The organism is Streptomyces sp. PA03-3a, assembly GCF_033792735.1.
Classification (GTDB): Bacteria; Actinomycetota; Actinomycetes; order Streptomycetales; family Streptomycetaceae; genus Actinacidiphila.
This window is the reverse complement of sequence record NZ_JARAVM010000010.1, coordinates 1-26,836: the sequence shown is the minus strand read 5'-3', so window position 1 is coordinate 26,836 and position 26,836 is coordinate 1. Positions and strand designations below refer to the sequence as shown.

The 26,836-nt window shown below is 72.8% G+C and carries 21 protein-coding genes and 1 tRNA gene; 10 read left to right on the top strand and 12 right to left on the bottom strand.

Annotated features, from left to right (window positions below):
* Window positions 1-47 precede the first annotated feature (47 nt).
* Entirely contained in the window at window positions 48-557 is a 510-nt protein-coding gene (locus PV342_RS14355) for a flavoprotein (RefSeq protein WP_386990962.1), read from the top strand.
* 99 nt (window positions 558-656) lie between these two features.
* Here the strand turns inward: PV342_RS14355 and PV342_RS14350 are convergent.
* The 3 genes from PV342_RS14350 to PV342_RS14340 form a co-directional block, all read right to left on the bottom strand.
* Window positions 657-729: transfer RNA gene (locus PV342_RS14350), tRNA-His, on the bottom strand.
* Between the two features lie 91 nt (window positions 730-820).
* Entirely contained in the window at window positions 821-1,432 is a 612-nt protein-coding gene (gene orn, locus PV342_RS14345) for an oligoribonuclease (RefSeq protein ID WP_018563954.1), read from the bottom strand.
* 5 nt (window positions 1,433-1,437) lie between these two features.
* Window positions 1,438-2,940 (bottom strand): helix-turn-helix domain-containing protein, encoded by a 1,503-nt coding sequence (locus PV342_RS14340; protein ID WP_386990964.1) that lies wholly within the window; start codon window positions 2,938-2,940, stop codon window positions 1,438-1,440.
* A 714-nt stretch (window positions 2,941-3,654) separates the two neighbouring features.
* Between PV342_RS14340 and PV342_RS14335 the strand changes: the two genes are divergently transcribed.
* Both PV342_RS14335 and PV342_RS14330 read left to right on the top strand, forming a co-directional pair.
* Window positions 3,655-4,176 (top strand): universal stress protein, encoded by a 522-nt coding sequence (locus tag PV342_RS14335; RefSeq protein ID WP_018563952.1) that lies wholly within the window; start codon window positions 3,655-3,657, stop codon window positions 4,174-4,176.
* Between the two features lie 107 nt (window positions 4,177-4,283).
* On the top strand, window positions 4,284-4,880 hold the full coding sequence (locus tag PV342_RS14330; protein ID WP_018563951.1) for an acetate uptake transporter: 597 nt from the start codon (window positions 4,284-4,286) through the stop codon (window positions 4,878-4,880).
* Between the two features lie 82 nt (window positions 4,881-4,962).
* Here the strand turns inward: PV342_RS14330 and glmS are convergent, their stop codons facing one another.
* From glmS to PV342_RS14300, 6 genes are all read right to left on the bottom strand, one after another.
* Window positions 4,963-6,777 carry a glutamine--fructose-6-phosphate transaminase (isomerizing) gene (gene glmS / locus PV342_RS14325; RefSeq protein WP_018563950.1) on the bottom strand — a complete coding sequence of 605 codons (1,815 nt, stop codon included), beginning with the start codon at window positions 6,775-6,777 and terminating at the stop codon, window positions 4,963-4,965.
* Between the two features lie 43 nt (window positions 6,778-6,820).
* Window positions 6,821-7,096, bottom strand: a complete 276-nt coding sequence (locus PV342_RS14320) for a hypothetical protein (RefSeq protein WP_386990967.1) — start codon at window positions 7,094-7,096, stop codon at window positions 6,821-6,823.
* A 73-nt stretch (window positions 7,097-7,169) separates the two neighbouring features.
* The gene (locus tag PV342_RS14315; protein WP_386990969.1) at window positions 7,170-8,336 is read right to left on the bottom strand and encodes an acyl-CoA dehydrogenase family protein; all 1,167 of its coding nucleotides are present in this window, start codon (window positions 8,334-8,336) and stop codon (window positions 7,170-7,172) included.
* An 8-nt stretch (window positions 8,337-8,344) separates the two neighbouring features.
* Window positions 8,345-9,301: a hydroxymethylglutaryl-CoA lyase gene (locus tag PV342_RS14310; protein ID WP_018563947.1), complete on the bottom strand. Its 957-nt coding sequence runs from the start codon at window positions 9,299-9,301 to the stop codon at window positions 8,345-8,347.
* On the bottom strand, window positions 9,298-11,292 hold the full coding sequence (locus PV342_RS14305; RefSeq protein WP_500317347.1) for an acetyl/propionyl/methylcrotonyl-CoA carboxylase subunit alpha: 1,995 nt from the start codon (window positions 11,290-11,292) through the stop codon (window positions 9,298-9,300). The genes PV342_RS14310 and PV342_RS14305 overlap by 4 nt, the downstream gene beginning before the upstream one ends.
* Before the next feature lie 21 nt (window positions 11,293-11,313).
* Window positions 11,314-12,942, bottom strand: coding sequence for a carboxyl transferase domain-containing protein (locus PV342_RS14300; RefSeq protein WP_375819761.1), 1,629 nt, complete (start codon window positions 12,940-12,942; stop codon window positions 11,314-11,316).
* 141 nt (window positions 12,943-13,083) lie between these two features.
* On the opposite strand from PV342_RS14300, the gene PV342_RS14295 reads away from it, so the two are divergent.
* From PV342_RS14295 to PV342_RS14285, 3 genes are read left to right on the top strand one after another with little or no spacing between them, the layout of a single operon-like run.
* The gene (locus PV342_RS14295; RefSeq protein ID WP_018563944.1) at window positions 13,084-13,707 is read left to right on the top strand and encodes an SACE_7040 family transcriptional regulator; all 624 of its coding nucleotides are present in this window, start codon (window positions 13,084-13,086) and stop codon (window positions 13,705-13,707) included.
* Between the two features lie 37 nt (window positions 13,708-13,744).
* Window positions 13,745-14,902 carry an acyl-CoA dehydrogenase family protein gene (locus tag PV342_RS14290; protein WP_018563943.1) on the top strand — a complete coding sequence of 386 codons (1,158 nt, stop codon included), beginning with the start codon at window positions 13,745-13,747 and terminating at the stop codon, window positions 14,900-14,902.
* A gap of 31 nt (window positions 14,903-14,933) precedes the next feature.
* Complete coding sequence (locus PV342_RS14285) at window positions 14,934-15,815, top strand: acyl-CoA thioesterase (RefSeq protein ID WP_329187759.1); 882 nt, start codon at window positions 14,934-14,936, stop codon at window positions 15,813-15,815.
* Between the two features lie 28 nt (window positions 15,816-15,843).
* Here the strand turns inward: PV342_RS14285 and PV342_RS14280 are convergent, their stop codons facing one another.
* The 3 genes from PV342_RS14280 to PV342_RS14270 form a co-directional block, all read right to left on the bottom strand.
* The gene (locus PV342_RS14280) at window positions 15,844-16,050 is read right to left on the bottom strand and encodes an ATP-binding protein (protein WP_391578509.1); all 207 of its coding nucleotides are present in this window, start codon (window positions 16,048-16,050) and stop codon (window positions 15,844-15,846) included.
* A gap of 26 nt (window positions 16,051-16,076) precedes the next feature.
* Window positions 16,077-16,886 carry a phosphatase gene (locus PV342_RS14275; RefSeq protein WP_018563940.1) on the bottom strand — a complete coding sequence of 270 codons (810 nt, stop codon included), beginning with the start codon at window positions 16,884-16,886 and terminating at the stop codon, window positions 16,077-16,079.
* Between the two features lie 103 nt (window positions 16,887-16,989).
* Window positions 16,990-18,495: a PucR family transcriptional regulator ligand-binding domain-containing protein gene (locus PV342_RS14270; protein ID WP_400805416.1), complete on the bottom strand. Its 1,506-nt coding sequence runs from the start codon at window positions 18,493-18,495 to the stop codon at window positions 16,990-16,992.
* Window positions 18,496-18,621: 126 nt separating this feature from the next.
* On the opposite strand from PV342_RS14270, the gene PV342_RS14265 reads away from it, so the two are divergent.
* The 4 genes from PV342_RS14265 (at window position 18,622) to PV342_RS14250 (ending at window position 26,742) form a co-directional block, all read left to right on the top strand.
* Window positions 18,622-20,091: a sodium:solute symporter family protein gene (locus PV342_RS14265; protein WP_500317346.1), complete on the top strand. Its 1,470-nt coding sequence runs from the start codon at window positions 18,622-18,624 to the stop codon at window positions 20,089-20,091.
* A gap of 52 nt (window positions 20,092-20,143) precedes the next feature.
* Window positions 20,144-21,106, top strand: coding sequence for an agmatinase (speB, locus tag PV342_RS14260; RefSeq protein ID WP_018563937.1), 963 nt, complete (start codon window positions 20,144-20,146; stop codon window positions 21,104-21,106).
* Complete coding sequence (locus tag PV342_RS14255; RefSeq protein ID WP_500317344.1) at window positions 21,103-22,710, top strand: thiamine pyrophosphate-binding protein; 1,608 nt, start codon at window positions 21,103-21,105, stop codon at window positions 22,708-22,710. The genes speB and PV342_RS14255 overlap by 4 nt, the downstream gene beginning before the upstream one ends.
* A 255-nt stretch (window positions 22,711-22,965) precedes the next feature.
* Window positions 22,966-26,742 (top strand): ABC transporter ATP-binding protein, encoded by a 3,777-nt coding sequence (locus tag PV342_RS14250; protein WP_400805560.1) that lies wholly within the window; start codon window positions 22,966-22,968, stop codon window positions 26,740-26,742.
* Window positions 26,743-26,836: the final 94 nt, after the last annotated feature.

Genomic DNA, 26,836 nt, shown 5'->3' with positions numbered 1-26,836 from the left:
CCGCATACGGTTGCGTAAGATCCACTTCCCACGGTTGGGTGGTCCGCATGACTCGGACCCTCTACCTCTTCGCCGGCGCCGCCCCTCCCGTCTTCGACGTCGCGCGGGTCATCGAGGACGCCCAGGTGCGCGGCTGGAACGTCTGCCTCGGTCTGACGCCCACCGCGGCACGCTGGCTGGAGCCGAGTCTGGACGGACTGGCGGCGCTGACCGGCCACCCCGTGCGGCACCAGTACCCGCTGCCCGGCCATCCCGAGGTCTGGCCCCCGGCCGACGTGATCCTGGTGGCCCCGGCCACCTTCAACACGATCAACGGATGGGCGCTGGGCCTCACGGAGACGTTCGTGACCGGCACCCTCGCCGAGGGCATCGGCAAGCGCGTCCCGATGGTGGCGATGCCGTCCGTGAACGCCGCGCTCATGCAGCACCCGCAGTTCGAGCGCTCGCTGGAGATCCTGCGCACCGCCGGGGTCACGGTGCTGTTCGCGGACGCCGGGGCCGGGCCCGAGTACCCCTGGCAGCCGGCGCTCGCGGCGGCCGAGGCGGTCGCGGGCTAGAGGTGCCCACGCCCGGGACGGGGGCCCGTGTGCCCGGTGGCCCCCGGGCACACGACGAGGGGCCGGTCCGTTTTCACGGACCGGCCCCTCGTCGATCAGGGTGAGTGACGGGACTCGAACCCGCGGCATCCTGGACCACAACCAGGTGCTCTACCAGCTGAGCTACACCCACCATGACCGGTGCTTGCTACTGCTTCCCACCGGCCGAGAAAAAGTGTACAGGGTCCGGAGGGGTGCTCGCTGCCACGTTTTCCGTGGGTCTCTCACTCCACCGTTTCCGCAGGCAGGACGTACTTCGCGGCGATCGAGCGCGCCGTGTCGGTGTCGGGTCCGGGCTGCGGCACGAAGACGGCCTCGCGGTAGTAGCGCAGCTCCGCGATGGACTCCCGGATGTCGGCGAGGGCGCGGTGGTTGCCGTTCTTCTCCGGGCTGGCGAAGTAGGCGCGCGGATACCAGCGCCGGGCCAGCTCCTTGACGGAGGAGACGTCGACGATCCGGTAGTGCAGGTGCTGTTCGAGCGTGGGCATGTCCCGGGCGAGGAAGCCGCGGTCGGTGGAGACCGAGTTGCCGCACAGCGGCGCCTTGCGGGGTTCGGCCACGTACTGGCGGATGTAGTCCAGGACGAGCTTCTCCGCCTCCTCCAGGGTCACGCCGCCGTCGAGTTCCTCCAGCAGGCCGGAGTTGGTGTGCATCGTGCGGACGATCTCCGGCATGCTCTCCAGGGCCTCGGCCGGCGGACGGACGACGATGTCCACCCCCTCACCGAGCACATTGAGCTCCGAGTCGGTGACGAGCGCCGCCACCTCGATCAGAGCGTCCTGGGCCAGGGAGAGCCCGGTCATCTCGCAGTCGATCCACACCATCCGGTCGTTCATACGTCTCACCCTACGGGGCGATCCCGTGGAGCAGGCATGGTCGCGCTGCGGCTGCGCCCCTCACGGGCGTCCCGATCACCCCGCGGACGCCGGGAGCCGTGCGGCTCACGGGGCTCGAAACGGCTGCCCGCCTGCTCCGGGATGCGCGCCGCGTAGGGCGGTTCGCCGTCGGTCTTGAGCGGGGCCGCCCCTGCCCCTGGCTGGCCGGGGATCTGCAGCACCCCGCCGTGACCGCGGTCCGCCGCAGCCGCCGGGCCGCGGCGCGGGACCGGGACGCCGCCCGCCTCGGCGCCGCGCGGTTCGCGGGTGGCGGCGAGCGCGCCGGAGTCCGGCTCGTCCTGCGGGCGCCGGGCCCGGTAGGCGGCCCGGTACGAGGCCGGGGAGGAGCCGAGCTGGCGGCGGAAGTGGCCGCGCAGGGCGACGGGCGAGCGGAATCCGCAGCGCGCGGCGACCTCGTCGACCGAGTAGTCGGAGGTCTCCAGCAGCCGCTGGGCCTGCAGGACGCGCTGGGTGATCAGCCACTGCAGGGGCGCGCTGCCGGTCAGCGTGCGGAACCGGCGGTCGAACGTGCGGCGGCTCATGTAGGCGCGGGCGGCGAGGGTCTCCACGTCGAACTGCTCGTGCAGGTGCTCCAGCGCCCAGGCGACGACCTCGGCGAGCGGATCGCCGCCGATCTCCTCGGGTAAAGAGCGGTCGAGGTGCCGTGGCTGGCCGCCCCAGTCCCCGCGCCGCGGCGGCACGACCAGCCGGCGGGCGAGCGCGTTGGCGGCCTCGCCGCCGTGGTCGCTCCGTACGACGTGCAGGCACAGGTCGATGCCGGCGGCGGTGCCGGCGCTGGTGAGGACGTCGCCGTCGTCGACGAACAGCTCGCGCGGGTCGACGTGCACGGACGGGTAGCGCTTGGCGAGCGTCGGCGCGTACATCCAGTGCGTGGTGGCGGGGCGGCCGTCCAGCAGTCCCGCGGCGGCGAGCACGAAGGCGCCGGTGCACAGCCCGATGATGCGGGCGCCCTCCTCGTGGGCGCGGCGCAGCGCGTCCAGCGCCTCGGCGGGCGGGGGCTGCGAGATCGAGCGCCAGGCGGGGACGACGACCGTGCCGGCCCGCGACAGCGCCTCCAGCCCGTACGGGGCCGACAGCTCCAGCCCGCCGGTGGTGCGCAGCGGGCCGTCCTCGCCGGCGCAGACCAGCAGCCGGTATCGGGGCACGCCCGCGTCCTGGCGGTCGATGCCGAAGACGGAGAGCGGGATGGAGCTCTCGAAGATGGGGCCGCCGCTGAACAGCAGCACGGCGACGACCTCCTGACGGCGTCGTGCCGACAACTTGCGCGGCCCGCGCCCCTGTTGGGCGGTGGCGGCCGGGCCTGACGGAACGGAGGTGCTCACCGGGGCGCCGGACGCTCCCGGGACGTGCGGGACTGACGGTGTCCCCGCCGGCGCGGACGGTGCGGTGGACATGCCGGCGGCCGACTGGATCTCCGCCATGGTGCCGGTCCTGGACTCCTGTGTCATGGAGCTCAAGCCCCCCTCGGTCGTCTGGTCCTCTCGGTCCTGCACGGGTCCCCCGCCGTTGTCGCTCAAGATCGAATCTACTGGTTCCGCTGTACCCGCAGTGGCAAGTTCACCACCTGCCGGTATGTCGACATGACCACGTGGCGTGAAGCATTCGATCACGAAGCGTTCCCTTCGTGAAGTGTGCCTTCCGGGAGTGGAACCGGCGCACAGCGTCCGTGCGCCCCCTCATTCCGCTTCCGCCCCGGTGGCTGCGGGGGTTGTGGGACATGATCCCAAGTCCCGCCGCACTACGGGAAGTTGGCCGAAATTGATGGGACGTATGGTACGCACCCCTGGTCAGCGCTCCGTCGTACGCCCCCTGAGTGGCCGGGGAACGAGTGCGCCCCCGTTGCCCCGTGCGGCCGGGAGGACGATTCCGGATATGGCCGGAGGCGGACAGCGGGAGTGGGCCGGGCGCGGGGTGACTTGTCCGATTGGCGGCGGGGCGTTGCGCTCGGCCGCCGGCTCCGGCATTCTCCTGGAAACTCCGGGGTAGGGGGACGCTGTGAGGGCGCCTGCGCATCTGTGCAGGGGCCCACACTCGCCGTACTCTGGAGTCAGCGGGAAGGGCAGCCCCTTACCGGTCGAAATCAGGCCGGTCCCGCGGCCCCCGCACTGTTGTTGTCCGCCCACTCGGCGCTCCCGGCGCCGACCTTGCCGAGAAACCGCATCATGGCCGGTTACGAGCTCCCCGAGCCCGCCGACGGAAAGCCGCTCGCCGAACCGGCGGCGGTGCCGGAGGCGGACTGCGAGGCGCGCACTTCCTGTGATCCCGCCTTCCGGCACGGCGTGGTCGTCGGTTTCGACGGCTCCGTGTCGAGTGAACGGGCCCTGTCCTACGCCATCGGCATGGCACGCCGTTCCGGTTCCGCACTGATCATCGTGCACGTCGCGAACCGGCTGCCGGCGACCGTGTGGGCGGGCTGCGAGCCGCCCGTCTTCGTCGACGTCCCCGACCACCGGACCGAGGTGCTCGGCCTGGAACTCGCCTGCGCCGACCACCTGTCGGAGGTGCCGTGGATCCTGGTCGAGCGCGGGGGCGACATCTGCCACGAGCTGGAGGAGGTCGGCCGGGAGTACGAGGCCGACGCCATCGTGGTGGGCGGGACGCACGGGATCATCGGCAAGATCTTCGGGTCGGTCGCCGGGCGCCTTGCGCGCCGCGCTCAGCGGCCTGTCGTGGTCATTCCATAACGATTCGGTGCACGACGCCGTGAATCCGGCCTCCACGGGATTGCTTGTGCCCTTGTGAAGGGTATCTCATCTGCAGTTTCTTCCCTCGTACCCGAAGGGGGCCCGCGGTGGACAACGACGTCTCCACGGCACGCACCGCAGGAGCCGGCGCAACGGCTCTGGGATATCTGACACTCGGCCTGACGCTGATCGCCTACGGGCTGCTCAGCACCGGCGTATTCGACGGCACCGCGGCGGCGGACGCCGCCCGGCTCGCACTGGTCGTCGGCGGCGTCACGCAATTCGTCGCCGGCATGTGGGAGTTCTACGGCGGCAACGGCTTCACCGGCACCGCCTTCGCCTCACTGGGCGCCTTCTGGGTGACCTGGTCGGCGGGGTCCGGTGTGAGTGCGAGCAAGGAGGCCGCCGGGCTCTTCATGCTCCTGTGGGCGCTGCTGGCGCTCAGCCTGACGATGGCCGCCTGGCAGATGGGCGGCGTGGCGCAGGCCGTCTTCGGGCTGCTGACCGTGTCCACGGCCCTGTCCGGCGTCGCGGCACTCGCCTCCAACGGCGGCCTCGGCAAGGTGGGCGGCTGGGTCGGCCTCGCGGCCGGCGCGGTGGCCTGGTACGGCGGGACCGCACTGCTCACCAACGCCGCCTGGGGCCGGCGCGCCCTCGCCGACGGCTGGCGGCTGTCCATGCCGCACCGCGGGCACGCCGCCTGACCGGCGGGGAACACGGCAGCGAGGCCCCCCGCCCCTTCGGGCGCGGGGGGCCTCGTCGTCCGTCCACGGATCCCCGAGGGGGCTACTCGACGGTCACGGACTTCGCCAGGTTGCGCGGCTTGTCGATGTCCCGGCCCAGCGCCAGCGCCGTGTGGTACGCCAGCAGCTGGAGCGGGATGCCCATCAGGATCGGGTCGAGCTCGTCCTCGTTCTTCGGGACGAGGATCGTGTGGTCGGCCTTCTCCTGCTCCCGGTGCGCGACCGCCAGGATGCGGCCGCTGCGGGCCTTGATCTCCTCCATCGCGGCGCGGTTCTTCTCCAGCAGCGAGTCGTCCGGGACGATCGCGACCGTCGGCATCGCGGGCTCGATCAGGGCCAGCGGGCCGTGCTTGAGCTCGGAGGCCGGGTACGCCTCGGCGTGGATGTAGGAGATCTCCTTCAGCTTCAGGGACGCCTCCAGCGCGACCGGGTAGCCGCGCACCCGGCCGATGAACATCATCGACTTGGCCTCCGCGTATTCGGCGGCCAGCTTCTTGATGTCCTCCTCCTGCGCCAGGATCTCCTGGATCTGCTCGGGCAGCGCGCGCAGGCCCTCGATGATCCGCTTGCCGTCGGCCACCGACAGGTCGCGGATGCGGCCCAGGTGCAGGGCGAGCAGCGCGAAGGCGACGACGGTGTTGGTGAAGCACTTGGTGGAGACGACGCAGACCTCCGGGCCGGCGTGCACGTACACGCCGCCGTCGGTCTCCCGGGCGATCGCGGAACCCACCACGTTCACCACGCCGAGGACGCGGGCGCCCTTGCGCTTGAGCTCCTGCACCGCCGCGAGCACGTCGTACGTCTCTCCGGACTGCGAGACGGCGATGTAGAGGGTGTCGGGGTCCACGACCGGATTGCGGTAGCGGAACTCGGAAGCGGGCTCCGAGTCGGCCGGGATGCGCGCCAGGCCCTCGACCAGCGAGGCGCCGATCATCCCGGCGTGGTAGGAGGTCCCGCAGCCGAGGATCTTCACACGGCGGATGCCGCGGGCCTCGCGGGCGTCGAGGTTCAGGCCGCCCAGGTGCACGGTGGAGAACTTGTCGTCGATCCGGCCGCGCAGCACGCGGTCGACCGCGTCGGGCTGCTCGCAGATCTCCTTGTGCATGTACGTGTCGTGACCGCCCATGTCGTAGGAGGCGGCCTCCCACTCCACGGTCTCGGGGGTGGCGGTGGTGCGAGTGCCCGAGGTGGTGTACGTGCGGAAGTCGTCGGCCTTCAGGGTGGCCATCTCGCCGTCGTCGAGGGTGACGACCTGGCGGGTGTGCGAGATCAGTGCGGCGACGTCGGAGGCGACGAACATCTCCTTCTCGCCGATGCCGAGGACCACCGGCGAGCCGTTGCGGGCCGCGACGATCCGGTCGGGGAAGTCGGCGTGCATGACGGCGATGCCGTACGTGCCCTCGATGACCTTCAGCGCCTCGCGGACCTTCTCCTCCAGGGACGCGGCCTGGGAGCGGGCGATGAGGTGGGTGATGACCTCGGAGTCGGTCTCCGAGGCGAAGACCACGCCGTCGGCCTCCAGCTTGGCGCGCAGTTCGGAGGCGTTGTCCACGATGCCGTTGTGGACGACGGCGACCTTGCCTTCGGTGTCGAGGTGCGGGTGCGCGTTCACGTCGCTGGGGGCGCCGTGGGTGGCCCAGCGGGTGTGGGCTATGCCGGTCGTACCGGCGAAGCGCTTGGGGACCCGTGCCTCCAGCTCACGGACCCGGCCCTTGGCCTTGACGGCCTTGAGCCCGCCGGACTTGCCGGCGATCACGATGCCCGCGGAGTCGTAGCCGCGGTACTCCAGTCGCTGCAGGCCCTCCAGCAGCAGCGGGGCGACATCACGCTTCCCGATGTAGCCGACGATTCCACACATGTTTCCGTCCCTCCCGGTCGCTCGAGGCGGCCCGGTCTCACTGTCAGCCGTAGACGATGCGGCGCAGCTGCCGCAGTGAGTACGCGGGCGGGGTGACCGCCCGGTGCGGCAGCTCGGCCGTGATCCGTTCGAAGATCTCCACGTTCTGCAGACCCTTGGCCTGCAGCTCGCGGTGGCGGCGCCGTACGAAGTCCTCGGCTGTCTCGTCGAAGTACGCCAGGACGTCGAGGACCACCCGGGCGGCCTCGCCGCGTTGCAGCGGCGTGGTCCGCACCAGGTGGTCGACAAGGTCGTCGTGGGTCGTCCGGCGTTCGAGCACCGGTCGATACTGAGGGACGGAGGAGGCTGATCGCAAGATCTCTGCCCGATTTCGGGCAGGGAAGCGGCGAAAACTACGCCGGAAGGCCGAGCTCGCGCGCGATCAGCATGCGCTGCACCTCGCTGGTGCCCTCGCCGATCTCCAGGATCTTGGAGTCCCGCCACATGCGGGCGACCGGGTACTCGTTCATGAAACCGTATCCGCCGTGCACCTGGGTGGCCTCGCGGGCGTTGGTGACCGCGATCTCCGAGGAGTAGAGCTTGGCCATCGCCGCCTCCTTCTTGAAGGGCTCGCCGGCGACCAGCCGGGACGCCGCGTCGCGCCAGGCCAGCCGGGCGGTGTGGGCGCGCATCTCCATGTCGGCGAGCTTGAAGGCGATCGCCTGGTTGCCGCCGATCGGGCGGCCGAAGGCCGTGCGCTCCTTGGCGTAGGCGACCGACTCGTCCACACAGCCCTGCGCCAGCCCGGTGGCCAGTGCCGCGATGGCGATCCGGCCCTCGTCCAGGATGCGCAGGAACTGGGCGTAGCCCCGGCCCTGCTCACCGAGCAGGTTGGCGGCCGGCACGCGGCAGTCGGAGAAGGACAGCTCCCGGGTGTCGGAGGCGTTCCAGCCGACCTTGCTGTACTTCTTCGAGACCGTGAAGCCCGGGGTGCCGGACGGCACGATGATGGAGGAGATCTCCGGGCGGCCGTCCTCCTTCCGTCCGGTGACGGCCGTGACCGTGACCAGCGCGGTGATGTCGGTGCCCGAGTTGGTGATGAAGCTCTTGGTGCCGTTGATCACCCACTCGTTCGCCGCCTCGTCCAGACGGGCCGTGGTGCGGGTGCCGCCGGCGTCGGAGCCGCAGTCCGGCTCGGTCAGCCCGAAGGCGCCCAGCTGCTCGCCCGAGGTCAACTGCGGCAACCAGGCGCGCTTCTGCTCCTCGGTGCCGAAGCGGAAGACCGGCATGGCGCCGAGCGAGACCCCCGCCTCCAGGGTGATCGCCACGGAGGAGTCCACCCGGGCGAGCTCCTCCAGGGCGATGCAGAGGGCGAAGTAGTCGCCGCCCATGCCGCCGTACTCCTCGGGGAAGGGCAGCCCGAACAGGCCCATGCGGCCCATCTCGCGGATGATCTCGTAGGGGAACTCGTCGTGCTCGTAGAACTCGCCGATCTTCGGCGCGACGACGTCGTGCGCGAACTCCTCCACCGTGCGGCGGAGTTCCTCGTACTCGGCGGGGAGCCGGTGGGCGGTCGTCATGGCTGTGGTCACTCCTGGTGGGAGAGGGCGCGGACGGTACGGGACGGGCTCGGTCGGCCCAATTGCTCCGCCATCCACACGCTGGTGGCGGTGAGGCGGCTGAGGTCGACCCCGGTCTCGACGCCGAGGCCGTCGAGCATCCAGACCAGGTCCTCGGTGGCGAGGTTCCCGGTGGCGCTCTTGGCGTAGGGGCACCCGCCGAGGCCGCCGGCGGAGGCGTCGACGACGGTCACGCCGTGCCGGAGGGCGGCCAGGGTGTTGGACAGCGCCTGGCCGTAGGTGTCGTGGAAGTGGACGGCGAGCCGCTCGACGGGCACGTCCAGGCCGCCGAGGGCGTCCAGCAGCGCCACGACGTGGCCGGGGGTGGCGACGCCGATGGTGTCGCCGAGGCTGAGCTCGTCGCAGCCCAGGTCGTACAGCCGGCGGGCCACGGCGGCGACCTGCGGAACGGGCACCGCGCCCTCCCAGGGGTCGCCGAAGCACATCGACAGATAGCCGCGCACCCTCGTCCCCGCCTCCTTGGCGGCGGTGACGACCGGCGCGAACATCTCCAGGGACTCCTCGACCGTGCGGTTGAGGTTGGCCTTCGCGAAGGACTCGGTCGCGCTGCCGAAGACGGCGACCTCGCGCACCCCCAAAGCAAGCGCCCGCTCCAGCCCGCGGCGGTTGGGCACCAGCACGGGCAGCCGGATGCCGTCGCCCAGGTCGTCCAGCAGCGGCATGAGCTGCTCGGCGTCGGCGAGCTGGGGCACCCACTCGGGGCGCACGAAGCTGGTCGCCTCGACGGTGGTCAGCCCGGCGTCCGCCAGGCGGTGCACGAACTCCGCCTTGACCTCGGTGGGCACCGTGGCCTTCTCGTTCTGCAGCCCGTCGCGTGCGCCGACCTCGTGGATGCGCACCCGCTGCGGCAGCCCGTCCAGGGGCACGGACATGGGCAGTCCAGGGGTTCGCTCGACGGCCGTCATTCCGCCTCCTCCTGGTGCGGGGTGACGACGGCGAGCACCTGGTCCATGGCGACCGTGCTCCCCGGGGTCACGTCGATCTCGGTGACGGTGCCGTCGTGCGGGGCCGTGATGACGTGCTCCATCTTCATGGCCTCCACCACCAGCAGGCTCTGGCCCGCGGTGACCTCGTCGCCCTTGGCGACCTTGACCACGGTCACCGTGCCCGGCATGGGCGCGGCCAGGGTGTCGACCCCGCCCGCTCCGGCGCCGCCGCGCAGCGCGGCCTCGACCGGGTCGTACGGCTGCAGGTGCCAGCCGTCGCCGTCCCTGCCGAGCCAGTCGCCGGCGTGGTCGAAGGAGTGCGTGACGCCGTCCCACTCGACGGTGATCCGCTGCCCGGTCTCTGGCAGCAGCCGGGCCCGCAGCGGTGCGCCGTCGCCGACCCGGACCTCGGCATCGCCCGCGGGGCCGCGGGTGCGCACCCGTACGGCGTCGGCACCGGGGACGCGCAGCCAGTGGTCGGTCCAGGCGGGCTCCCCGCCGAGCCGCCAGCCGCTCGGCACGGAGAAGGGATCGGTCCAGCCGCCGGCCGCCGGCTCCAGGGCGGCCTGGCGCAGCAGCGCGGCTGCCGCGTACACCTCGGCGGGCACCTCGGAGGGCACCAGGCCCGCCAGCTCCCGGTCGATCAGGCCGGTGTCCATCTCGCCGGAGACGACGTCGGGGTGGGCCAGGAGGCGGCGCAGGAACCCGGTGTTGGTCTCCAGGCCCAGCACGGTCGTCCCGGCGAGGGCGGCCCGCAGCCGGCGCAGCGCCGTCGGGCGGTCGGGACCGTACGCGATGACCTTGGCGAGCATGGGGTCGTAGGACGTGCCGATCTCACTGCCGGCGCTGAGCCCGGAGTCGACGCGCACGCCCTCGCCGGCCGGTTCGTCCAGCGCCAGCACGGTGCCCGCCGACGGCAGGAAGCCCCGCGAGGGCACCTCGGCGCAGATCCGGGCCTCGACGGCGTGCCCGGTCAGGGCGACCTCCTCCTGCCCGAACGACAGCCGCTCGCCCGCGGCGATCCGCAGCTGCCACTCCACCAGGTCCAGCCCGGTGACCAGTTCGGTGACGGGGTGCTCGACCTGGAGGCGGGTGTTCATCTCCATGAAGCAGTAGGCGGACGGGTCGGCGCCCGGGACGATGAACTCCACCGTGCCCGCGCCGACGTAGCCGCAGGACAGCGCGGCCTGCACGGCGGCGGCGCCCATGGCGGCCCGGGTCGCCTCGTCCAGCAGGACCGAGGGGGCCTCCTCGATCACCTTCTGGTGGCGGCGCTGCAGCGAGCACTCGCGCTCGCCGAGGTGCACCACGTTGCCGTGGTCGTCGGCCAGCACCTGGATCTCGATGTGCCGGGGGCGGTCGATCCACCGTTCCACCAGCAGGGTGTCGTCCCCGAAGGAGCCGCGCGCCTCGCGGCGGGCGGCGGCGATCTCCTCGGCGAGCAGAGCCGTGTCGCGCACCAGGCGCATGCCCTTGCCGCCGCCGCCCGCCGACGGCTTCAGCAGCACCGGGGTGCCGATCTCCAGGGCGGCGGCCGTCAGCTGCTCGTCGGTGAGGCCGCTGCCACTGCTGCCCGGCACCACCGGGACCCCGGCCTCGCGGACGGTCTCCTTGGCGCGGATCTTGTCGCCCATGAGCTCGATGGCCCGGGCGGGCGGCCCGATGAAGGCGAGCCCCGCGTCCGTGCAGGCGCGGGAGAAGGCGGCGTTCTCGGCGAGGAACCCGTAGCCGGGGTGGACGGCCTGGGCGCCGGTGCGGGCGGCCGCCTCCAGCAGCCGCTCGATCGACAGATAGCTCTCGGTGGCGGCCGCGGGGCCGATGCGCACGGCGGTGTCGGCCTCGCGCACATGGCGGGCACCGGCGTCGGCGTCGCTGAAGACGGCCACGGAACGGATCCCGAGCCGCCGCAGGGTGCGGATGACGCGGACGGCGATCTCGCCGCGGTTGGCCACCAGGACGGTGTCGAACATCGCTGACATCACAGTGCTCCCCTACATCCGGAAGACGCCGAAGCCCGGCGCCTGCGGATCGCGTTGCGGAATCGGCGCGTTGGCGCAGGCGGTCAGGGCCAGTCCCAGCACCTGACGGGTCTGCAGGGGGTCGATGACCCCGTCGTCCCACAGCCGGGCCGTCGCGTAGTAGGCGTTGCCCTGCTCCTCGTACTGGGCGCGGATGGGGGCCTTGAAGCCCTCCTCGTCCTCCGCCGCCCAGGTGTCGCCGGCGCCCTCGATCTGGTCGCGCTTGACGGTGGCCAGCACGGAGGCGGCCTGCTCGCCGCCCATGACGGAGATCTTGGCGTTGGGCCACATCCACAGGAAGCGCGGCGAATAGGCGCGGCCGCACATCGAGTAGTTGCCCGCGCCGTAGGAGCCGCCGATGACGACGGTCAGCTTGGGCACCCGGGTCGTGGCCACGGCGGTGACCATCTTGGCGCCGTGCTTGGCGATGCCGCCCGCCTCGTACTGGCGGCCCACCATGAAGCCCGAGATGTTCTGCAGGAAGAGCAGCGGGATGCCCCGCTGGTCGCACAGCTCGATGAAGTGGGCGCCCTTCTGGGCCGATTCGGAGAACAGGATGCCGTTGTTGGCGACGATCCCCACCGGATGGCCGTGGATCCGCGCGAAGCCGGTGACCAGGGTCGTGCCGTACTCGGCCTTGAACTCCGCGAAGCGGCTGCCGTCGACGAGGCGGGCGATCACCTCGCGGACGTCGTAGGGGGTGCGCGAGTCCACCGGGACCGCGCCGTAGAGCCCGGCCGGATCGACGGCGGGCTCCTCGACGGGCCCGACCGTCCAGGGCAGTTCGCCGCGGGCGGGCAGGGTCGCCACGATGTTCCGCACGATGCGCAGCGCGTGGGCGTCGTCCTCGGCGAGGTGGTCGGTGACGCCGGAGGTGCGGGAGTGCACCTCGCCGCCGCCGAGCTCCTCCGCGGTGACCACCTCGCCGGTGGCGGCCTTCACCAGCGGCGGGCCGCCGAGGAAGATCGTGCCCTGGCCGCGGACGATCACCGCCTCGTCGCTCATCGCGGGGACGTAGGCGCCGCCCGCCGTGCAGGAGCCGAGGACGGCGGCGATCTGCGGGATGCCGCGCGCGGACATGGTGGCCTGGTTGAAGAAGATCCGCCCGAAGTGGTCGCGGTCGGGGAAGACCTCGTCCTGTTTCGGCAGGAAGGCGCCGCCGGAGTCGACCAGGTAGACGCACGGCAGCCGGTTGTCCAGGGCGATCTCCTGGGCGCGCAGGTGCTTCTTGACCGTCATCGGGTAGTACGTGCCGCCCTTGACGGTGGCGTCGTTGGCGACGATCACGACCTCGCGGCCGGAGACCCGGCCGATCCCGGCGACGACGCCGGCGGCCGGGGCCTGGCCGTCGTACATGCCGTCGGCGGCCAGCGGGGCGAGCTCCAGGAAGGGGGATCCGGGGTCGAGCAGCCCGTCCACCCGGTCGCGGGGGAGCAGCTTGCCGCGCGCGGTGTGCCGGGCGCGGGCCTTCTCGCCGCCGCCGAGCGCGGCGGCGGCGAGCTTCTCGCGCAGCCGCGCGGACAGCTCGGCGTGCGCCTTCTCGTTGGCGCGGTAGGCCTCGCCCGCCGGATCCGCGGCGCTGGCGAGGACGGGTGCTTCCATGTCACGGGCCCCCGGAGGAGTTAGCGGTCGTTAACGTGTTGTCGACCACGTTAGCGGTCGTTAACACGGCTGTCTAGAATGGTAGGACGATGAGATCGCGGGGGGCGTCCACAGGCTGGGCGCCTCGCGGAAAGGTGCGGTGTGGAGCCCACGAGGACGGCTGCCAGGGCGGCCAGCGGCAGGCGCGACCAGATCCTGAGGGAGGCCGCGCGGCTCTTCGCCGAGCGCGGGTTCCACGGGGTCGGCGTGGACGAGATAGGGGCGGCGGTCGGCATCAGCGGCCCGGGGCTGTACCGGCACTTCGCGGGCAAGGACGCGATGCTCGCCGAGCTGCTCGTCGGGATCAGTGGCCGGCTGCACTCCGCGGGCCGCATGCGCGTCGCGGAGGCCGACGGCGCGGCCGCGGCGCTGGACGCCCTGGTCCGCGGGCACATCGACTTCGCCCTCGACGACCGGGCGCTGATCATCCTGCACGACCGCGAGCTGGACCGGCTCCGCGACTCCGACCGCAAGCTCGTGCGCCAGCTGCAGCGCCAGTACGTCGAGCAGTGGGTCGCGGTCGTCCGCGAGGTCCATCCCGGGGCGGCCGAGTCCGAGGCCCGCGCGGCCGTGCACGCCGTCTTCGGCCTGCTCAACTCCACCCCGCACCTGGGCCCGCACGGGGGACTGCCCGGCCGCGCGGCGACCGCCGTGCTGCTGCACCGGCTGGCCCTGGGCGCCTTCGCCGCTCTGGACAGCACGCACAACCGGGAAGTAACTTACTGAGCGCTTGCTTATCGCTCGGGTGCAGAGGAGGCGCCAAGTGCGTCGCACGGTATTCAACGAGGACCACGAGGCCTTCCGGGAGACCATCCGGGACTTCATCGCCAACGAGGTCGTGCCCGTCTACCCCGAGTGGGAGGAGGCGGGGTACCCGCCCCGCGACTTCTACCGGCGCCTGGGCGAGCTGGGCATCTTCGGCATCGAGGTGCCCGAGGAGTACGGCGGCGCGGGCATCACGGGCTGGAAGTTCAGCGCGGTGGTGACGGAGGAGTGCGCCCGCGCGGGCGTCAGCTTCGGCAGCAGCGGCGTGCACACCGGCCTGGTGCTCCCGTACCTCCTCGAGTTCGCCGGCGACGAGCAGAAGAAGCGCTGGCTGCCGGACTTCATCAGCGGCGACATGATGACCGCCATCGCCATGACCGAGCCCGGCACCGGCTCGGACCTGGCCGGTATGACCACCACCGCCAGGCTCTCCGAGGACGGCACCCACTACGTCCTCAACGGCGCCAAGACCTTCATCACCGGCGGCGTGGTCGCCGACCGCGTGCTGGTCGTCTGCCGCACCTCGCCCGCCACCCCGGAGGACCGCCGCCGCGGCCTGTCGATCCTCGTGGTCGACACCAAGAGCGAGGGCTACGCCGTCGGCCGCAAGCTGGAGAAGATCGGCCTGCGCACCTCCGACACCGCGGAGCTGTCCTTCACCGACGTCAAGGTCCCCGTCGAGGACCTGCTCGGCGAGGAGGGCAAGGCCTTCTCCTACCTGGCCCACAACCTGCCGGTCGAGCGCCTCGCGATCGCCGTCGGCTCCTACGCCCAGGCCGACGCCGCCGTCCGCTTCGCCACCCAGTACGTGCGCGACCGCAAGGTCTTCGGCAAGAGCGTCGCAGAGTTCCAGAACACCAAGTTCGTGCTCGCCGAGTGCGCCTCCGACGTCGACGCCATGCAGGCCGTCGTCGACCGCGGCCTGGAGGCCCACGAGCACGGCGACTTCACCGCCGCCGACGCCGCTCGCGCCAAGCTGTTCTGCACCGAGACCGCGGCCAAGGTCATCGACCGCTGCCTCCAGCTGCACGGCGGTTACGGCTACATGCTGGAGTACCCGATCGCCCGCCTGTACGCGGACAACCGCGTGCACCGCATCTACGGCGGCACCAGCGAGGTCATGAAGTCGATCATCGCCAAGTCGATGGGGCTGTGACCGGACGGTCCGCCGACCCCGAGAGACGCACGTGACCAACCACGCACTGCAGTCCCTGCTCGACCTGCTCGACCTCGAGCGGATCGAGCAGGACATCTTCCGCGGCGCCAGCCGCCCCGCCGTCGTCCCCCGCGTCTTCGGGGGCCAGGTCGCCGCACAGGCGCTGGTCGCGGCGGGGCGCACGGTCCCCGAAGGACGCGACGCCCACTCCCTGCACGCCTACTTCCTGCGCATGGGCGACCCGGGCGCGCCGATCGTCTACCAGGTCGACCGCATCCGTGACGGCCGCTCCTTCACCACCCGCCGGGTGGTCGCGGTGCAGCACGGGCAGCCGATCTTCCACCTCTCGGCGTCCTTCCAGACGTACGAGGACGGACTGGAACACCAGGAGCCGATGCCGCCGGCGCCGGACCCGGAGACCCTGCCCACGGGCGAGGACCTGCTGCTCCCGCACCGGGACCGGTTCCCCGACCCCTCGGTCGTGGACCGCCTCCTGGAGGCCAGGGCCGCCGTCGACCTGCGCTACGCCGACGCCCCGCCGTTCCTCGCCGCCGGGGACGGGCCGCGTGAGCCGCGCTCCCAGGTGTGGTTCCGCACCAACGGCAAGCTCGCCGACGATCCGCTGCTCCACGTCTGCCTCGCCACCTATGTGTCGGACATGACGCTGCTGGACTCCGTGCTGCTGGCCCACGGTCGCGGCGGCTGGGCGGTCGGCGACGTGGTGGGCGCCAGCCTGGACCACGCCATGTGGTTCCACCGGCCGTTCCGCGCCGACGAATGGCTGCTGTACGACCAGCAGAGCCCCTCCGCCTCCGGCGGGCGCGGGCTCGGCACCGCGCGGATCTACACCCAGGACGGGCGGCTCGCCGTCTCCGTCATCCAGGAAGGCGTGGTCCGCGTACCGCGGGGCTGATCCACCGGGTCACAGGTCGCCGGGGCGGTCACCGGCAGGCGTCCGGCGGCAGTGTCGCCCGCACCAGGAAGCCGCCGTCCGGCTCGGGGCCCGCGTCCAGGGTGCCGCCCAGCGCGGCGGCGCGCTCGCGCAGCCCGGTCAGGCCGGGCGGGGCGCAGGCCCGGCCCCACGGCATCGGGCCCCGGGACGCCGGCAGGACGGCGGCCCCGGAGCCCGCCGGGAAACGGTGGGCCACGCCTCCTCGGGGGCGGGGCCCCGCTGTCACGCGGAGCCGGTCAGGCCCGCCGCCTCCAGCAGGTAGGCGGTCATCGGGTCGTAGTGGCGCGGGTCGGTGACGTGGTCGTCGAGCGGGACGGTCACCGAGACGGTGCCCTCCGCCTCGGCGAGGAAGAGCGCCGGGTCGTTGCAGTCGGCGAAGCCGATCGCGTCGATGCCGCGCTGTCCGGCGCACCCCGCCCAGCCGTGGTCGGCGACGACCAGGTCGGGCAGCGGCCGCCCCTGCGCGGCCAGCCCGTCCAGGACCGCCGCCATCGGGTTCGGGGAGTGGGTGTGCCACAGCGTGGCGCCGCGCTCCAGCATGGCCACGTCGCAGAACTGGAAGACGCCGCCCTCGTCGGTGGACAGTCCGCCGGGGATCGCCACGACCTCGGCCCCGGCGGCCCCCACGGCCGCCGCGAGGGTCCGGTGGACGTCCAGCAGACCGCCGGGGTGGCCGGTGGCGAACAGCACCCGCTGCCCGCCCTCCACGGCCTTGCAGAGCATCCGGGCGGCGCGGTCCAGGGCGCTGATCGTCAGCTCGGGGTCGATGGTGTCCTGCCCCCGGAGGTGCGCGGGGTCGGCCACGACCCCGCAGCGCTCGGCCATGACCGCCAGCACCGCCTCCTCGTCCGTCCAGCGGTCGCCGAACTCCAGGCCGAACCAGTAGTGGCGGTCGCCCTCGGCGAGTCTGCGGTAGTGCGAGCGGTTGTTCTCACGGGGAGTGGCGACGTCGCCCGCGATGCGCGTGCGGACGAGGTGGTCGGCGAGGGCCTTGCGGGACGGCGCGGTGACATGGGGCAGCATGACCCCCATTGTCGCCTCCTGTCGGACGTGCGTGCGGGCGGCCGCCGATCGACGCCGGTCCGTTACCTCCTGCCGGGGCGTCAGGACGCCCGCCGCGGCGGGGCGTACGGGTTCACAGCCAGCGCAGCGCGAACCACAGTTCCATGCGTACGTCCGGGTCGTCCAGGTCCGCCTCCAGCAGCGCCGCCGCCCGCCCGATGCGCTGGCGCACGGTGTTGCGGTGCACCTCCAGCGCGACGGCCGTACGGTCCCAGCTGCCGTGCAGACCGATCCAGGTGCGCAGCGTCTCCACCAGGGCGGGCGAGTCCTTCACCGGCGCCAGCAGTTCCTCCGCGCTCGCCCGGGCGTCGTCCGGGGTGACCAGCGCGGTCATGCCGGGACCGGCTCCGCGGTGGACCGTCAGCGGCGCACGGGTGCCGATCGCCCGGCGCAGCGCGGCCGCGGCCTGTGCGTCCCCGGTGACGAGGGCGGCCACCGCCACGGGGCCGCTCACCCCGAGGGTCCACCCCGGCTGGGCGGTCACCTCGCGGCCGGCCGGCAGCAGCAGGCGTACGACCGCGTCACCCGGCTCGACCAGCGCGGTGCCCAGCGCCGTACCGAGGGCGGCGGCCGCCAGGGGTCCGGCCGGGCCGCCGCGTCTGCGGGCGTGGACGACGGCCCACCGGGATCCGGGTCCCAGCAGCGGGGCGGCCTCCTCCGGGGGCGCGCCCAGCAGCAACCGGACCAGTGCCGCGGACCGGCCCGCCTCCGCGCTGCCCAGGTGCGGCCCGGTGAGCAGGGAGAGCAGCACGGCCGCGACGTTGGCGACCGCGTGGTCGCCCGGATCGGGACGGCCCGTCGCCAGGACGAGCGCCGGCCGCTCACTCGGTGCTCCCCCGGCGAGGGCGTACGCCGACAGCCGCGTCCCGGCGTGGGAGTCGGTCGCCGACGACGGCCTGTGCGCGTCCGGAGCCGGGCGGACCACCCGGGCGAGCCGGACCGCCGCCGCACGCGCCCCGGGGTCCGGGGCGGCGCCCGCCGCGTACACCTCGGAGCCGTCCGCGGCGATCAGCGCGGCCCAGGCGCCCAGCCGGCCGGCGAGCCTGCGCAGCACCGAGGGGACGGGATCGGGGCGCGCGGCGGCCGCGGCGAGGGCCTGCTGCGCCTCGGTGACGTGCCGTAGCTCGCGGACCCTGGCCTCGCCCATGGCCTGCCAGACCGCCCGCGCGACGGCGGTGAACGGCGTGCGCGGCGGCACCTCCACCAGCGGCAGGCCGTGCCGGTCACAGGCGGCGAGCAGCGCCGCCGGAGTCTCGTCGTGCACCGGGGCGAGGCCGAAGCCGAGCGCCGACGCCCCCGCCTCGACCGTGCGCGCCACGTAGCGGTCCAGATAGGCGCCGGCGCCCTCCGCCGACGCGAAGTGCACCCCCGCGGTCAGCAGCAGCTCCCCGCCGAGCAGATAGGGGAAGGGGTCCTCCATCTCGCTGGTGTGCACCCACTGGACGCGGACGTCCCTCTCGGCCGCTGACGGCCCCGCGACCTGGCGCAGCCCGAGGTCGGGCAGGGCGAGCAGGGCGGCAAGGGGGATCGGCGGGGTGGGCGGGGTGGCCGAAGGGGGGTCCTGACGCGGGGGAGTCATGTGCGATTCCTCCATCCAGGCCTGCGGCAATGGAGGAAACGTACACTTCAGCGCCTCCTCCCGGCCACCTATCGTCACCGCAGAGGAAGCCAGCGGCTGCGCCGCGCTACCGATGGAGGAGGGCTCATGGCCGTCGACTACGCCGTGATCATCGCCTATCTGGCCGGCATGCTCGCCGTGGGCTGGTGGGGCATGCGCCGCGCCAGGTCCAAGAGCGAGTTCCTGGTCGCCGGCCGCAGACTGGGCCCGTCGATGTACTCCGGCACCATGGCGGCGATCGTCCTCGGCGGTGCCTCCACCATCGGCGGCGTCGGCCTCGGCTACCAGTACGGCCTGTCCGGCGCCTGGATGGTCTTCACCATCGGCCTCGGCCTGCTGGCGCTGAGCGTCTTCTTCTCGGCCCGCATCGCCCGCCTGAAGGTCTACACCGTCTCCGAGATGCTCGACCTGCGCTACGGCGGCTCGGCCGGAGTCATCTCCGGCGTCGTCATGTGGGCGTACACGCTGATGCTCGCCGTCACCTCGACCATCGCCTACGCGACGATCTTCGACGTCCTGTTCGGCCTGGACCGCACCCTGGCGATCACCCTGGGCGGCGCCGTCGTCGTGGCGTACTCCACGCTGGGCGGCATGTGGTCGATCACGCTCACCGACATGGTGCAGTTCGTGGTCAAGACCCTCGGCGTGCTGGTGCTGCTGCTGCCGATCGCGGTGGTCAAGGCGGGCGGCTTCGCGGAGATGAAGGCGCAGCTGCCGACCGAGTACTTCGCCCCCCTGGGCATCGGCGGACAGACGATCTTCACCTATGTGCTGATCTACACCTTCGGCATGCTCATCGGACAGGACATCTGGCAGCGGGTGTTCACCGCCCGCAGCGACAGGGTCGCCAAGCTCGGCGGCACCGTCGCCGGTGTCTACTGCCTGGTGTACGCCATCGCCGGCGCCGTCATCGGCACCGCCGCCAAGGTGCTGTACCCCGACCTGGCCGCGGCCGACGACGCCTTCGCCACCGTCGTCAAGGACGCGCTGCCGGTGGGCGTGCGCGGCCTGGTGCTGGCCGCCGCGCTCTCCGCGGTGATGTCCACCTCCTCCGGTGCGCTGATCGCCTGCGCCACGGTGGCCAACAACGACATCTGGTCGCGGCTGCGCGGCGTGGTCGGCCGCGGGCGGGACGACGAGGGTGCCCACGACGAGGTGGCGGGCAACCGCGCCTTCATCCTGATCATGGGTGTGGCCGTCATCGGCATCGCCATCGCGCTCAACAACGTCGTCGAGGCGCTGACCGTGGCCTACAACCTGCTCGTCGGCGGGCTGCTGGTGCCGATCCTCGGCGGACTGCTCTGGAGGCGCGGTACCGCACCGGGCGCCCTGTCCTCGGTCGTCGTCGGAGGCGTGGCCGTCGTCGGCCTGATGGCCTGGAAGGGCATCCTCGCCAACGAGCCCGTCTACTACGGCCTGCTGGCCTCCCTGGTCGCCTACGTCGCGGTGAGCCTCGCCACCAAGCCGACCGACGCCGCCGTGCTGGCGGCCTGGCGGGAGCGGCTGGCCGGACGGACCCCCGTCCCGGCCTCCGAGGGAACCGTTCCGGTCGGATAAAGTCACAAAGCGAGCAGAGCGTAACGAAGCGTACGAAAGAAGGCAGTTACCCATGAGCAGTACCGAGCCGCGCGGCCCCATCGACTCCTCCCGCACCCCGCGGTACGCCGGTCCCGCCACGTTCGCGCGGCTCCCGCGCCTCGACGAGGTCGGCACCACCGACGTCGCCGTGGTCGGTGTGCCCTTCGACGCCGGCGTCTCCTACCGCCCCGGCGCCCGCTTCGGCGGCAACGCGATCCGCGAGGCCTCCCGCCTCCTGCGCCCCTACAACCCGGCGCAGGACGCCTCGCCCTTCGCGCTCGCCCAGGTCGCGGACGCCGGTGACATCGCCGCCAACCCGTTCGACATCAACGAGGCCGTCGAGACCATCCAGGCCGCCGCCGACGACCTGCTCGACACCGGCGCCCGCCTGATGACCCTCGGCGGCGACCACACCATCTCGCTGCCCCTGCTGCGGGCCATGGCCCGCAAGCACGGACCGGTCGCCCTGCTGCACTTCGACGCCCACCTCGACACCTGGGACACCTACTTCGGGGCCGAGTACACCCACGGCACCCCGTTCCGCCGGGCCGTGGAGGAGGGCGTCCTCGACACCTCCGCGCTCTCCCACGTCGGCACCCGCGGCCCGCTGTACGGCAAGCAGGACCTCACCGACGACGAGAAGATGGGCTTCGGCATCGTCACCTCCGCCGACGTCTACCGGCGCGGCGCCGACGAGGTCGCCCAGCAGCTGCGCGAGCGCATCGGCGACCGCCCGCTCTACATCTCCATCGACATCGACGTCCTCGACCCGGCGCACGCCCCCGGCACCGGCACCCCCGAGGCCGGCGGCATCACCTCCCGCGAGCTGCTGGAGATCCTGCGGGGCCTGGCCTCCTGCAACCTGGTCTCCGCCGACGTCGTCGAGGTCGCCCCCGCCTACGACCACGCCGAGATCACCAGCGTCGCGGCCTCCCACACCGCGTACGAGCTGACCACGATCATGACCCGGCAGATCGCGGCGGGCCGCGCATGAGTGAGCGGAGCGGCGGCGACCTGGTCGTCGAGTCCCTGGCGGCGCTCGGCGCGACGACCGTCTTCGGGCTGCCCGGGCAGCACGCGCTGGGCGCCTTCGACGCGCTGCGGCGCTCGAAGCTGGAGTACGTGGGCCTGCGCGTGGAGAACAACGCGGGTTTCGCCGCGGACGCGTACGCCCGCGTCACGGGCGGCGCCGCGCCGCTGCTGGTCTCCACCGGCCCCGGCGCGCTGATGACGCTCGCCGCGCTCCAGGAGTCGGCTGCCGCCTCGGCGCCGGTCGTGGCCATCGGCAGCCAGGTGCCGGTCGCCGGCCTCGGCGGGGGCCGCCACGGCTACCTGCACGAACTCGCCGACCAGAAGGCGTCGTTCCGCGACATCGTCAAGTCGGTGCACACCGTCCGCACCGCCTCCCAGATCCCCTCGGCCCTCGCCGCCGCCTGGGAGTCGGCCCTGACCGCGCCGTACGGGCCGGTCTGGGTGGAGATCCCGCAGGACGTGCTGCTCGCCCCCGTCACCGTCCCGCCGGTCGGGGAGCTGAGCGCCGAGCCCCGGCCACTGCCCCCGCGTGCCGAGCTGGTCGCCGAGGCGGCGGCGCTGCTGTCCCGCGCCGAGCGGCCGGTCGTGCTGGCCGGCGGCGGGGTCGTGCGCGCGGGGGCCGAGGCCGAGCTGCGCACTCTCGCCGAGCGGCTCGACGCGCCGGTGGCCTGCACCTTCGGCGGCAAGGGAGCGTTTCCCTGGGAGCACCCGCTGTCGCTGCGGAGCTGGCTGGAGGACCGGCACACCACCGGCTTCCTGGAGGATGCCGACGTCCTGCTGGTCGTCGGTTCCGGGCTGGGCGAGCTCTCCTCGAACTACCACACCTTCCGCCCCCGCGGCCGGGTGATCCAGGTCGAGGCCGACCTCGGCAAGCTGGAGTCCAACCACCCGGCGCTCGGCATCCACGCCGACGCCCGGCACGCCCTCGGCGCGATCGCCGCGGCCGTCGGCGAACGCCGCGACCCAGCGGCGCCCGCGGCGGTGGCGGCCCTGCTGGAGCGGGTCCGGGAGCGGATCGACGGCCAGGACCTCGGCCTGGAACAGGGCGTACTCGCCGCCGTGCGGGACGCCCTCCCCGAGGACGCCCCCAGCTTCTGGGACATGACGATCCTGGCTTACTGGGCCTGGTCCGCGTGGCCCGGCCCGATGCACTCCGCCCAGGGCGCCGGCGGCCTCGGCTACGGCTTCCCGGCGGCGCTCGGCGCGGCGGCCGCGGACCGCACCCGGCCCGTGCTGGCCGTGTCGGGCGACGGCGGCGCGATGTACTCGATCGCCGAGCTCGCCACGGCCCGGCAGTACGGCCTGCCCGTCACCTGGCTGATCGTCGACGACGGCGGCTACGGCATCCTGCGCGAGTACATGACGGACGCCTTCGGAGAGGCCACCGGTACCGAGCTGGCCCGGCCGGACTTCGTGGCACTCGCCGGGGCCTTCGGCGTCCCGGCGATCCGGACCGGTCCCGAGCGGCTGCGCGACGACCTCGCGGACGCCCTCGCGGCGCCCGGCCCCTCCGTGGTCGTGCTCCCCGCGCACCTGCGGATGTTCGCGCCGACCCACCTGGGGTGATCGGGCGCGGCCCGGCCCCGGCCGCGCCCGCCCGTCCCACCGGGCGAAACGTTTCGGTGTGCTTTGTCGTAGGACCTCCGCCCGAGCGCTGTCGGACCCTCGTCGTAGTTTTGTTGCGGGAGGATGAAATACGCACTCCAGCGCGTTGTGATCCTCCGGCGAGAAGGACGGACGGAAGGACACCGGGTGGCGGCGAAGGACGACGAAGCGAAGGCCGGGCAGGCGGCGGCGGCCGAGGGCTGGCTCCGGCGGCTCATGCGCTACTGCTGGCGCTACCGGGGGAACGTGGGCCTCGCGCTCGGTTCCTCGCTCGCCGGCATGGCCGTGATGGCGCTCGTGCCGCTCGTCCCCAAGCTGATCATCGACGACGTCATCGTCAAGCACGACAAGCCGCTCGGCCCCTGGGCGGCCGTGCTGATCGCCGCCGCGGGCGTGGTCTACCTGATGACGTTCCTGCGGCGCTTCTACGGCGGCCGGCTCGCCCTCGACGTGCAGCACGACCTGCGCACCGACATGTTCCACTCGCTCACCCGGCTGGACGGCGCGCGCCAGGACGAGCTCAACACCGGCCAGGTCGTCGGCCGGGCCACCAGTGACCTGCAGCTCATCCAGGGCCTGCTCTTCATGGCGCCCATGATGATCGGCAACGTCCTGCTGTTCGTCCTGTCGATCGTCGTGATGTTCGTGCTCTCGCCGATGCTGACCCTGATCGCCCTCGCCGTCGCGCCCGCCCTGTGGTTCCTCGCCGACCGCAGCCGCAAGCGGCTCTTCCCCGCCACCTGGTACGCGCAGGGCCAGGCCGCGGCCGTCGCCGGGATCGTGGACGGCTCGGTGACCGGCGTCCGCGTCGTGAAGGGCTTCGGCCAGGAGCAGCAGGAGATGTCCAAGCTGCGCTCGGTCAGCGAGCGGCTCTTCGCCGGCCGGCTGCGCACCATCAGGCTCAACGCCCGCTACAGCCCCGCCCTGCAGGCCGTGCCCTCGCTCGGGCAGGTCGGCATGCTGGCGCTCGGCGGCTGGATGGCCGTGCGGGGCCAGATCACCCTGGGAACCTTCGTCGCGTTCTCGACCTACCTCGCCCAGCTGACCGGCCCGGTGCGCATGCTCACGATGATGCTCACCGTCGGCCAGCAGGCCCGGGCCGGCGTCGAGCGCGTCACCGAACTCATCGACACCCGCCCCAGCCTGGAGGAGGGCGCGGGGCAACTGCCCCGCGAGGCCGCGGCCACGGTCGAGTTCGACCACGTCAGCTTCGGCTACGACCGCACCCGCCCCGTGCTGGACGACTTCTCGCTCACCGTCGAGCCCGGCGAGACCGTCGCCGTCGTCGGCGCCTCCGGCAGCGGCAAGTCGACCGTCTCGCTGCTGCTGCCGCGCTTCTACGACGTGACCGGCGGCGCCGTCCGCGTCGGCGGCAGCGATGTGCGCGACCTCACCTTCGACTCCCTGCGCGACGCCATAGGGCTGGTGCCGGAGGACAGCTTCCTGTTCTCCGACAGCATCCGCGCCAACATCGCCTACGGCCACCCCGACGCCACCGACGAGCAGATCCTCACCGCGACCCGGCACGCCCAGGCGCACGAGTTCATCAGCGCCCTGCCCGAGGGGTACGACACCGTCGTCGGCGAGCAGGGGCTGACCCTCTCCGGCGGCCAGCGCCAGCGCGTCGCTCTGGCCCGCGCGATCCTCACCGACCCGCGGCTGCTCGTCCTCGACGACGCGACCTCCGCCGTCGACGCCCGCGTCGAGGCGGAGATCCACGACGCGCTGCGCGAGGTGATGGCGGGCCGAACGACCCTGCTCATCGCCCACCGCCGCTCCACCCTCGCCCTCGCCGACCGGATCGCCGTGCTGGAGGCCGGCCGGCTGGTCGACGTGGGCACCCACGAGGAACTGGAGGCGCGCTGCCCGCTGTACCGGCGGCTGCTCACCGACCCCGACGAGCTCGGCTCGGACGTCGTCACGCACGATCCGGCGGGCGAGGTCGTGCCGCTCACCGAGTGGCCCGGCGACGGCGCGGTCGCGGACCCGGCGGCACGTCCCGCCGCCACGGCGCCCGCGGACGGCGGCGTGACCGCGGCCCTGTGGCCGCAGGACCGCCGGCACCGCGACGAGGACACCGGGCGGTCGCAGGCGGCACCCTCCCCGGCCGCCGTGCGCGGCGGCCCGGGCGGCATGGCCTCGGCCATGGCCGGGATGCCCGCGACCCCCGAGCTGCTGGCGCAGGTGGCGGCGCTGCCCCCGGCCCTGGACACCCCGGACGTCGACGAGCATGCGGCGGCCTCCGTCGAGAAGGACTTCGGCCTGCGCAGTCTGCTGCGCGGCTTCCGCGGCCCCCTGCTGCTGAGCCTGGTGTTCGTCGCGGTGGACGCACTGGCCGGGCTGCTGCTGCCCGTCCTGATCCGGCACGGCATCGACTCCGGAGTGCGGCAGGCCGCGCTCGGCGCCGTCTGGGCGGCCGCGCTGCTGGGCCTCGCGGTGGTCGTCGCGCAGTGGGCGGCGCAGTGGGGCTCCACGCGGCTGACCGGCCGGACCGGCGAGCGTGTGCTCTACACGCTCCGGGTGAAGATCTTCTCCCACCTGCACCGGCTCGGGCTCGACTACTACGAGCGCGAACTGAGCGGCCGCATCATGACCCGGATGACGACCGACGTCGACGCGCTGTCGACGTTCCTGCAGACGGGTCTGGTCACCGCGCTGGTCAGCGTGCTCACCTTCCTCGGCATCCTGGTGGCGCTGCTGGTGATCGACGTGCAGCTGGCGCTGATCGTCTTCGCCACCCTGCCGGTGCTCTTCGTCGCCACCTGGGTCTTCCGCCGCAAGTCCGTCAAGGCCTACGAGCTGGCCCGGGAGCGCGTCAGCGTCGTCAACGCCGACCTGCAGGAGCACGTCGCCGGGCTCCGCGTCGTACAGGCCTTCCGCGGCGAGCGCGGCGGCGCCGTGCGCTTCGCCGACCGCAGCGACGCCTACCGGCAGGCGCGCGTGCGCGGCCAGTGGCTGATCTCGGTCTACTTCCCGTTCGTGCAGCTGCTGTCCAGCGTCGCCGCCGCACTGGTGCTGATCGTCGGCGCCCAGCGGGTCGGGGCGGGCACGCTCACCGCCGGCGCCCTGGTGGCGTACCTGCTCTACATCGACCTGTTCTTCTCGCCCGTCCAGCAGCTCTCGCAGGTCTTCGACGGCTACCAGCAGGCGTCCGTCTCCCTGGGCCGTATCCGCGAGTTGCTGCGCACGCCGACCGCCACCCCGCCCGCCGAGTCCCCGCGGGGCGTCGACCGGCTGCGGGGCGAGATCACCTTCCGCGACGTGCACTTCCGCTACATCGAGGAGGGCACCGAGGCGCTCTCCGGGATCGACCTGCGGATCCCCGCGGGCCAGACGGTGGCCTTCGTCGGTGAGACGGGCGCGGGCAAGTCGACCCTGGTCAAGATGGTCGCCCGGTTCTACGACCCGACCTCGGGCGCCGTCCTCGTCGACGGCCAGGACATCCGCGAACTCGACCTGACCGCCTACCGGCAGCGGCTCGGCGTCGTCCCGCAGGAGGCCTACCTCTTCGAGGGGACGGTCCGCGACGCCATCGCCTACGGGCGGATGGACGCCACCGACGCCGAGGTGGAGGCCGCGGCGCGCGCCGTCGGCGCCCACGACATGATCGCCACGCTGGACGGCGGCTACCTGCACTCCGTCTCCGAGCGCGGCCGCAATCTCTCCGCCGGACAGCGCCAGTTGATCGCCCTGGCCCGCGCCGAACTGGTCGACCCGGACGTCCTGCTGCTCGACGAGGCGACGGCCGCCCTGGACCTGGCCACCGAGGCACTGGTCAACCACGCCGCCGACCGGCTCGCCGTACGCCGCACCACCCTGGTCGTCGCCCACCGGCTGACCACCGCCGCCCGCGCCGACCGGGTCGTCGTCCTCGACCACGGCCGGGTCGTGGAGGACGGCACGCACGAGCAACTCCTCGCCGCCGACGGCCGGTACGCCGGGCTGTGGCGCACCTTCGTCGGCGAGGACGAGAGCAGCGAGGCCGTCGCCTAGGTGTATTGCCCCGTGAGGTTAGGAACGCGGCTGGCGGGTGGTTGGCCCTTCAGCGCGGTGTGTCCGCGGTGGTGATTGTAGGTGTGCAGCCAGG

Coding starts and splice junctions, on each gene's coding strand:
- PV342_RS14355 (WP_386990962.1), top strand. CDS start 48: ATGACTCGGACCCTCTACCTCTTCGCCGGCGCCGCCCCTCCCGTCTTC.
- orn (WP_018563954.1), bottom strand. CDS start 1,432: ATGAACGACCGGATGGTGTGGATCGACTGCGAGATGACCGGGCTCTCC.
- PV342_RS14340 (WP_386990964.1), bottom strand. CDS start 2,940: ATGACACAGGAGTCCAGGACCGGCACCATGGCGGAGATCCAGTCGGCC.
- PV342_RS14335 (WP_018563952.1), top strand. CDS start 3,655: ATGGCCGGTTACGAGCTCCCCGAGCCCGCCGACGGAAAGCCGCTCGCC.
- glmS (WP_018563950.1), bottom strand. CDS start 6,777: ATGTGTGGAATCGTCGGCTACATCGGGAAGCGTGATGTCGCCCCGCTG.
- PV342_RS14315 (WP_386990969.1), bottom strand. CDS start 8,336: ATGACGACCGCCCACCGGCTCCCCGCCGAGTACGAGGAACTCCGCCGC.
- PV342_RS14310 (WP_018563947.1), bottom strand. CDS start 9,301: ATGACGGCCGTCGAGCGAACCCCTGGACTGCCCATGTCCGTGCCCCTG.
- PV342_RS14305 (WP_500317347.1), bottom strand. CDS start 11,292: ATGTTCGACACCGTCCTGGTGGCCAACCGCGGCGAGATCGCCGTCCGC.
- PV342_RS14300 (WP_375819761.1), bottom strand. CDS start 12,942: ATGGAAGCACCCGTCCTCGCCAGCGCCGCGGATCCGGCGGGCGAGGCC.
- PV342_RS14275 (WP_018563940.1), bottom strand. CDS start 16,886: ATGGGGGTCATGCTGCCCCATGTCACCGCGCCGTCCCGCAAGGCCCTC.
- PV342_RS14270 (WP_400805416.1), bottom strand. CDS start 18,495: ATGACTCCCCCGCGTCAGGACCCCCCTTCGGCCACCCCGCCCACCCCG.
- PV342_RS14265 (WP_500317346.1), top strand. CDS start 18,622: ATGGCCGTCGACTACGCCGTGATCATCGCCTATCTGGCCGGCATGCTC.
- speB (WP_018563937.1), top strand. CDS start 20,144: ATGAGCAGTACCGAGCCGCGCGGCCCCATCGACTCCTCCCGCACCCCG.
- PV342_RS14255 (WP_500317344.1), top strand. CDS start 21,103: ATGAGTGAGCGGAGCGGCGGCGACCTGGTCGTCGAGTCCCTGGCGGCG.
- PV342_RS14250 (WP_400805560.1), top strand. CDS start 22,966: ATGCGCTACTGCTGGCGCTACCGGGGGAACGTGGGCCTCGCGCTCGGT.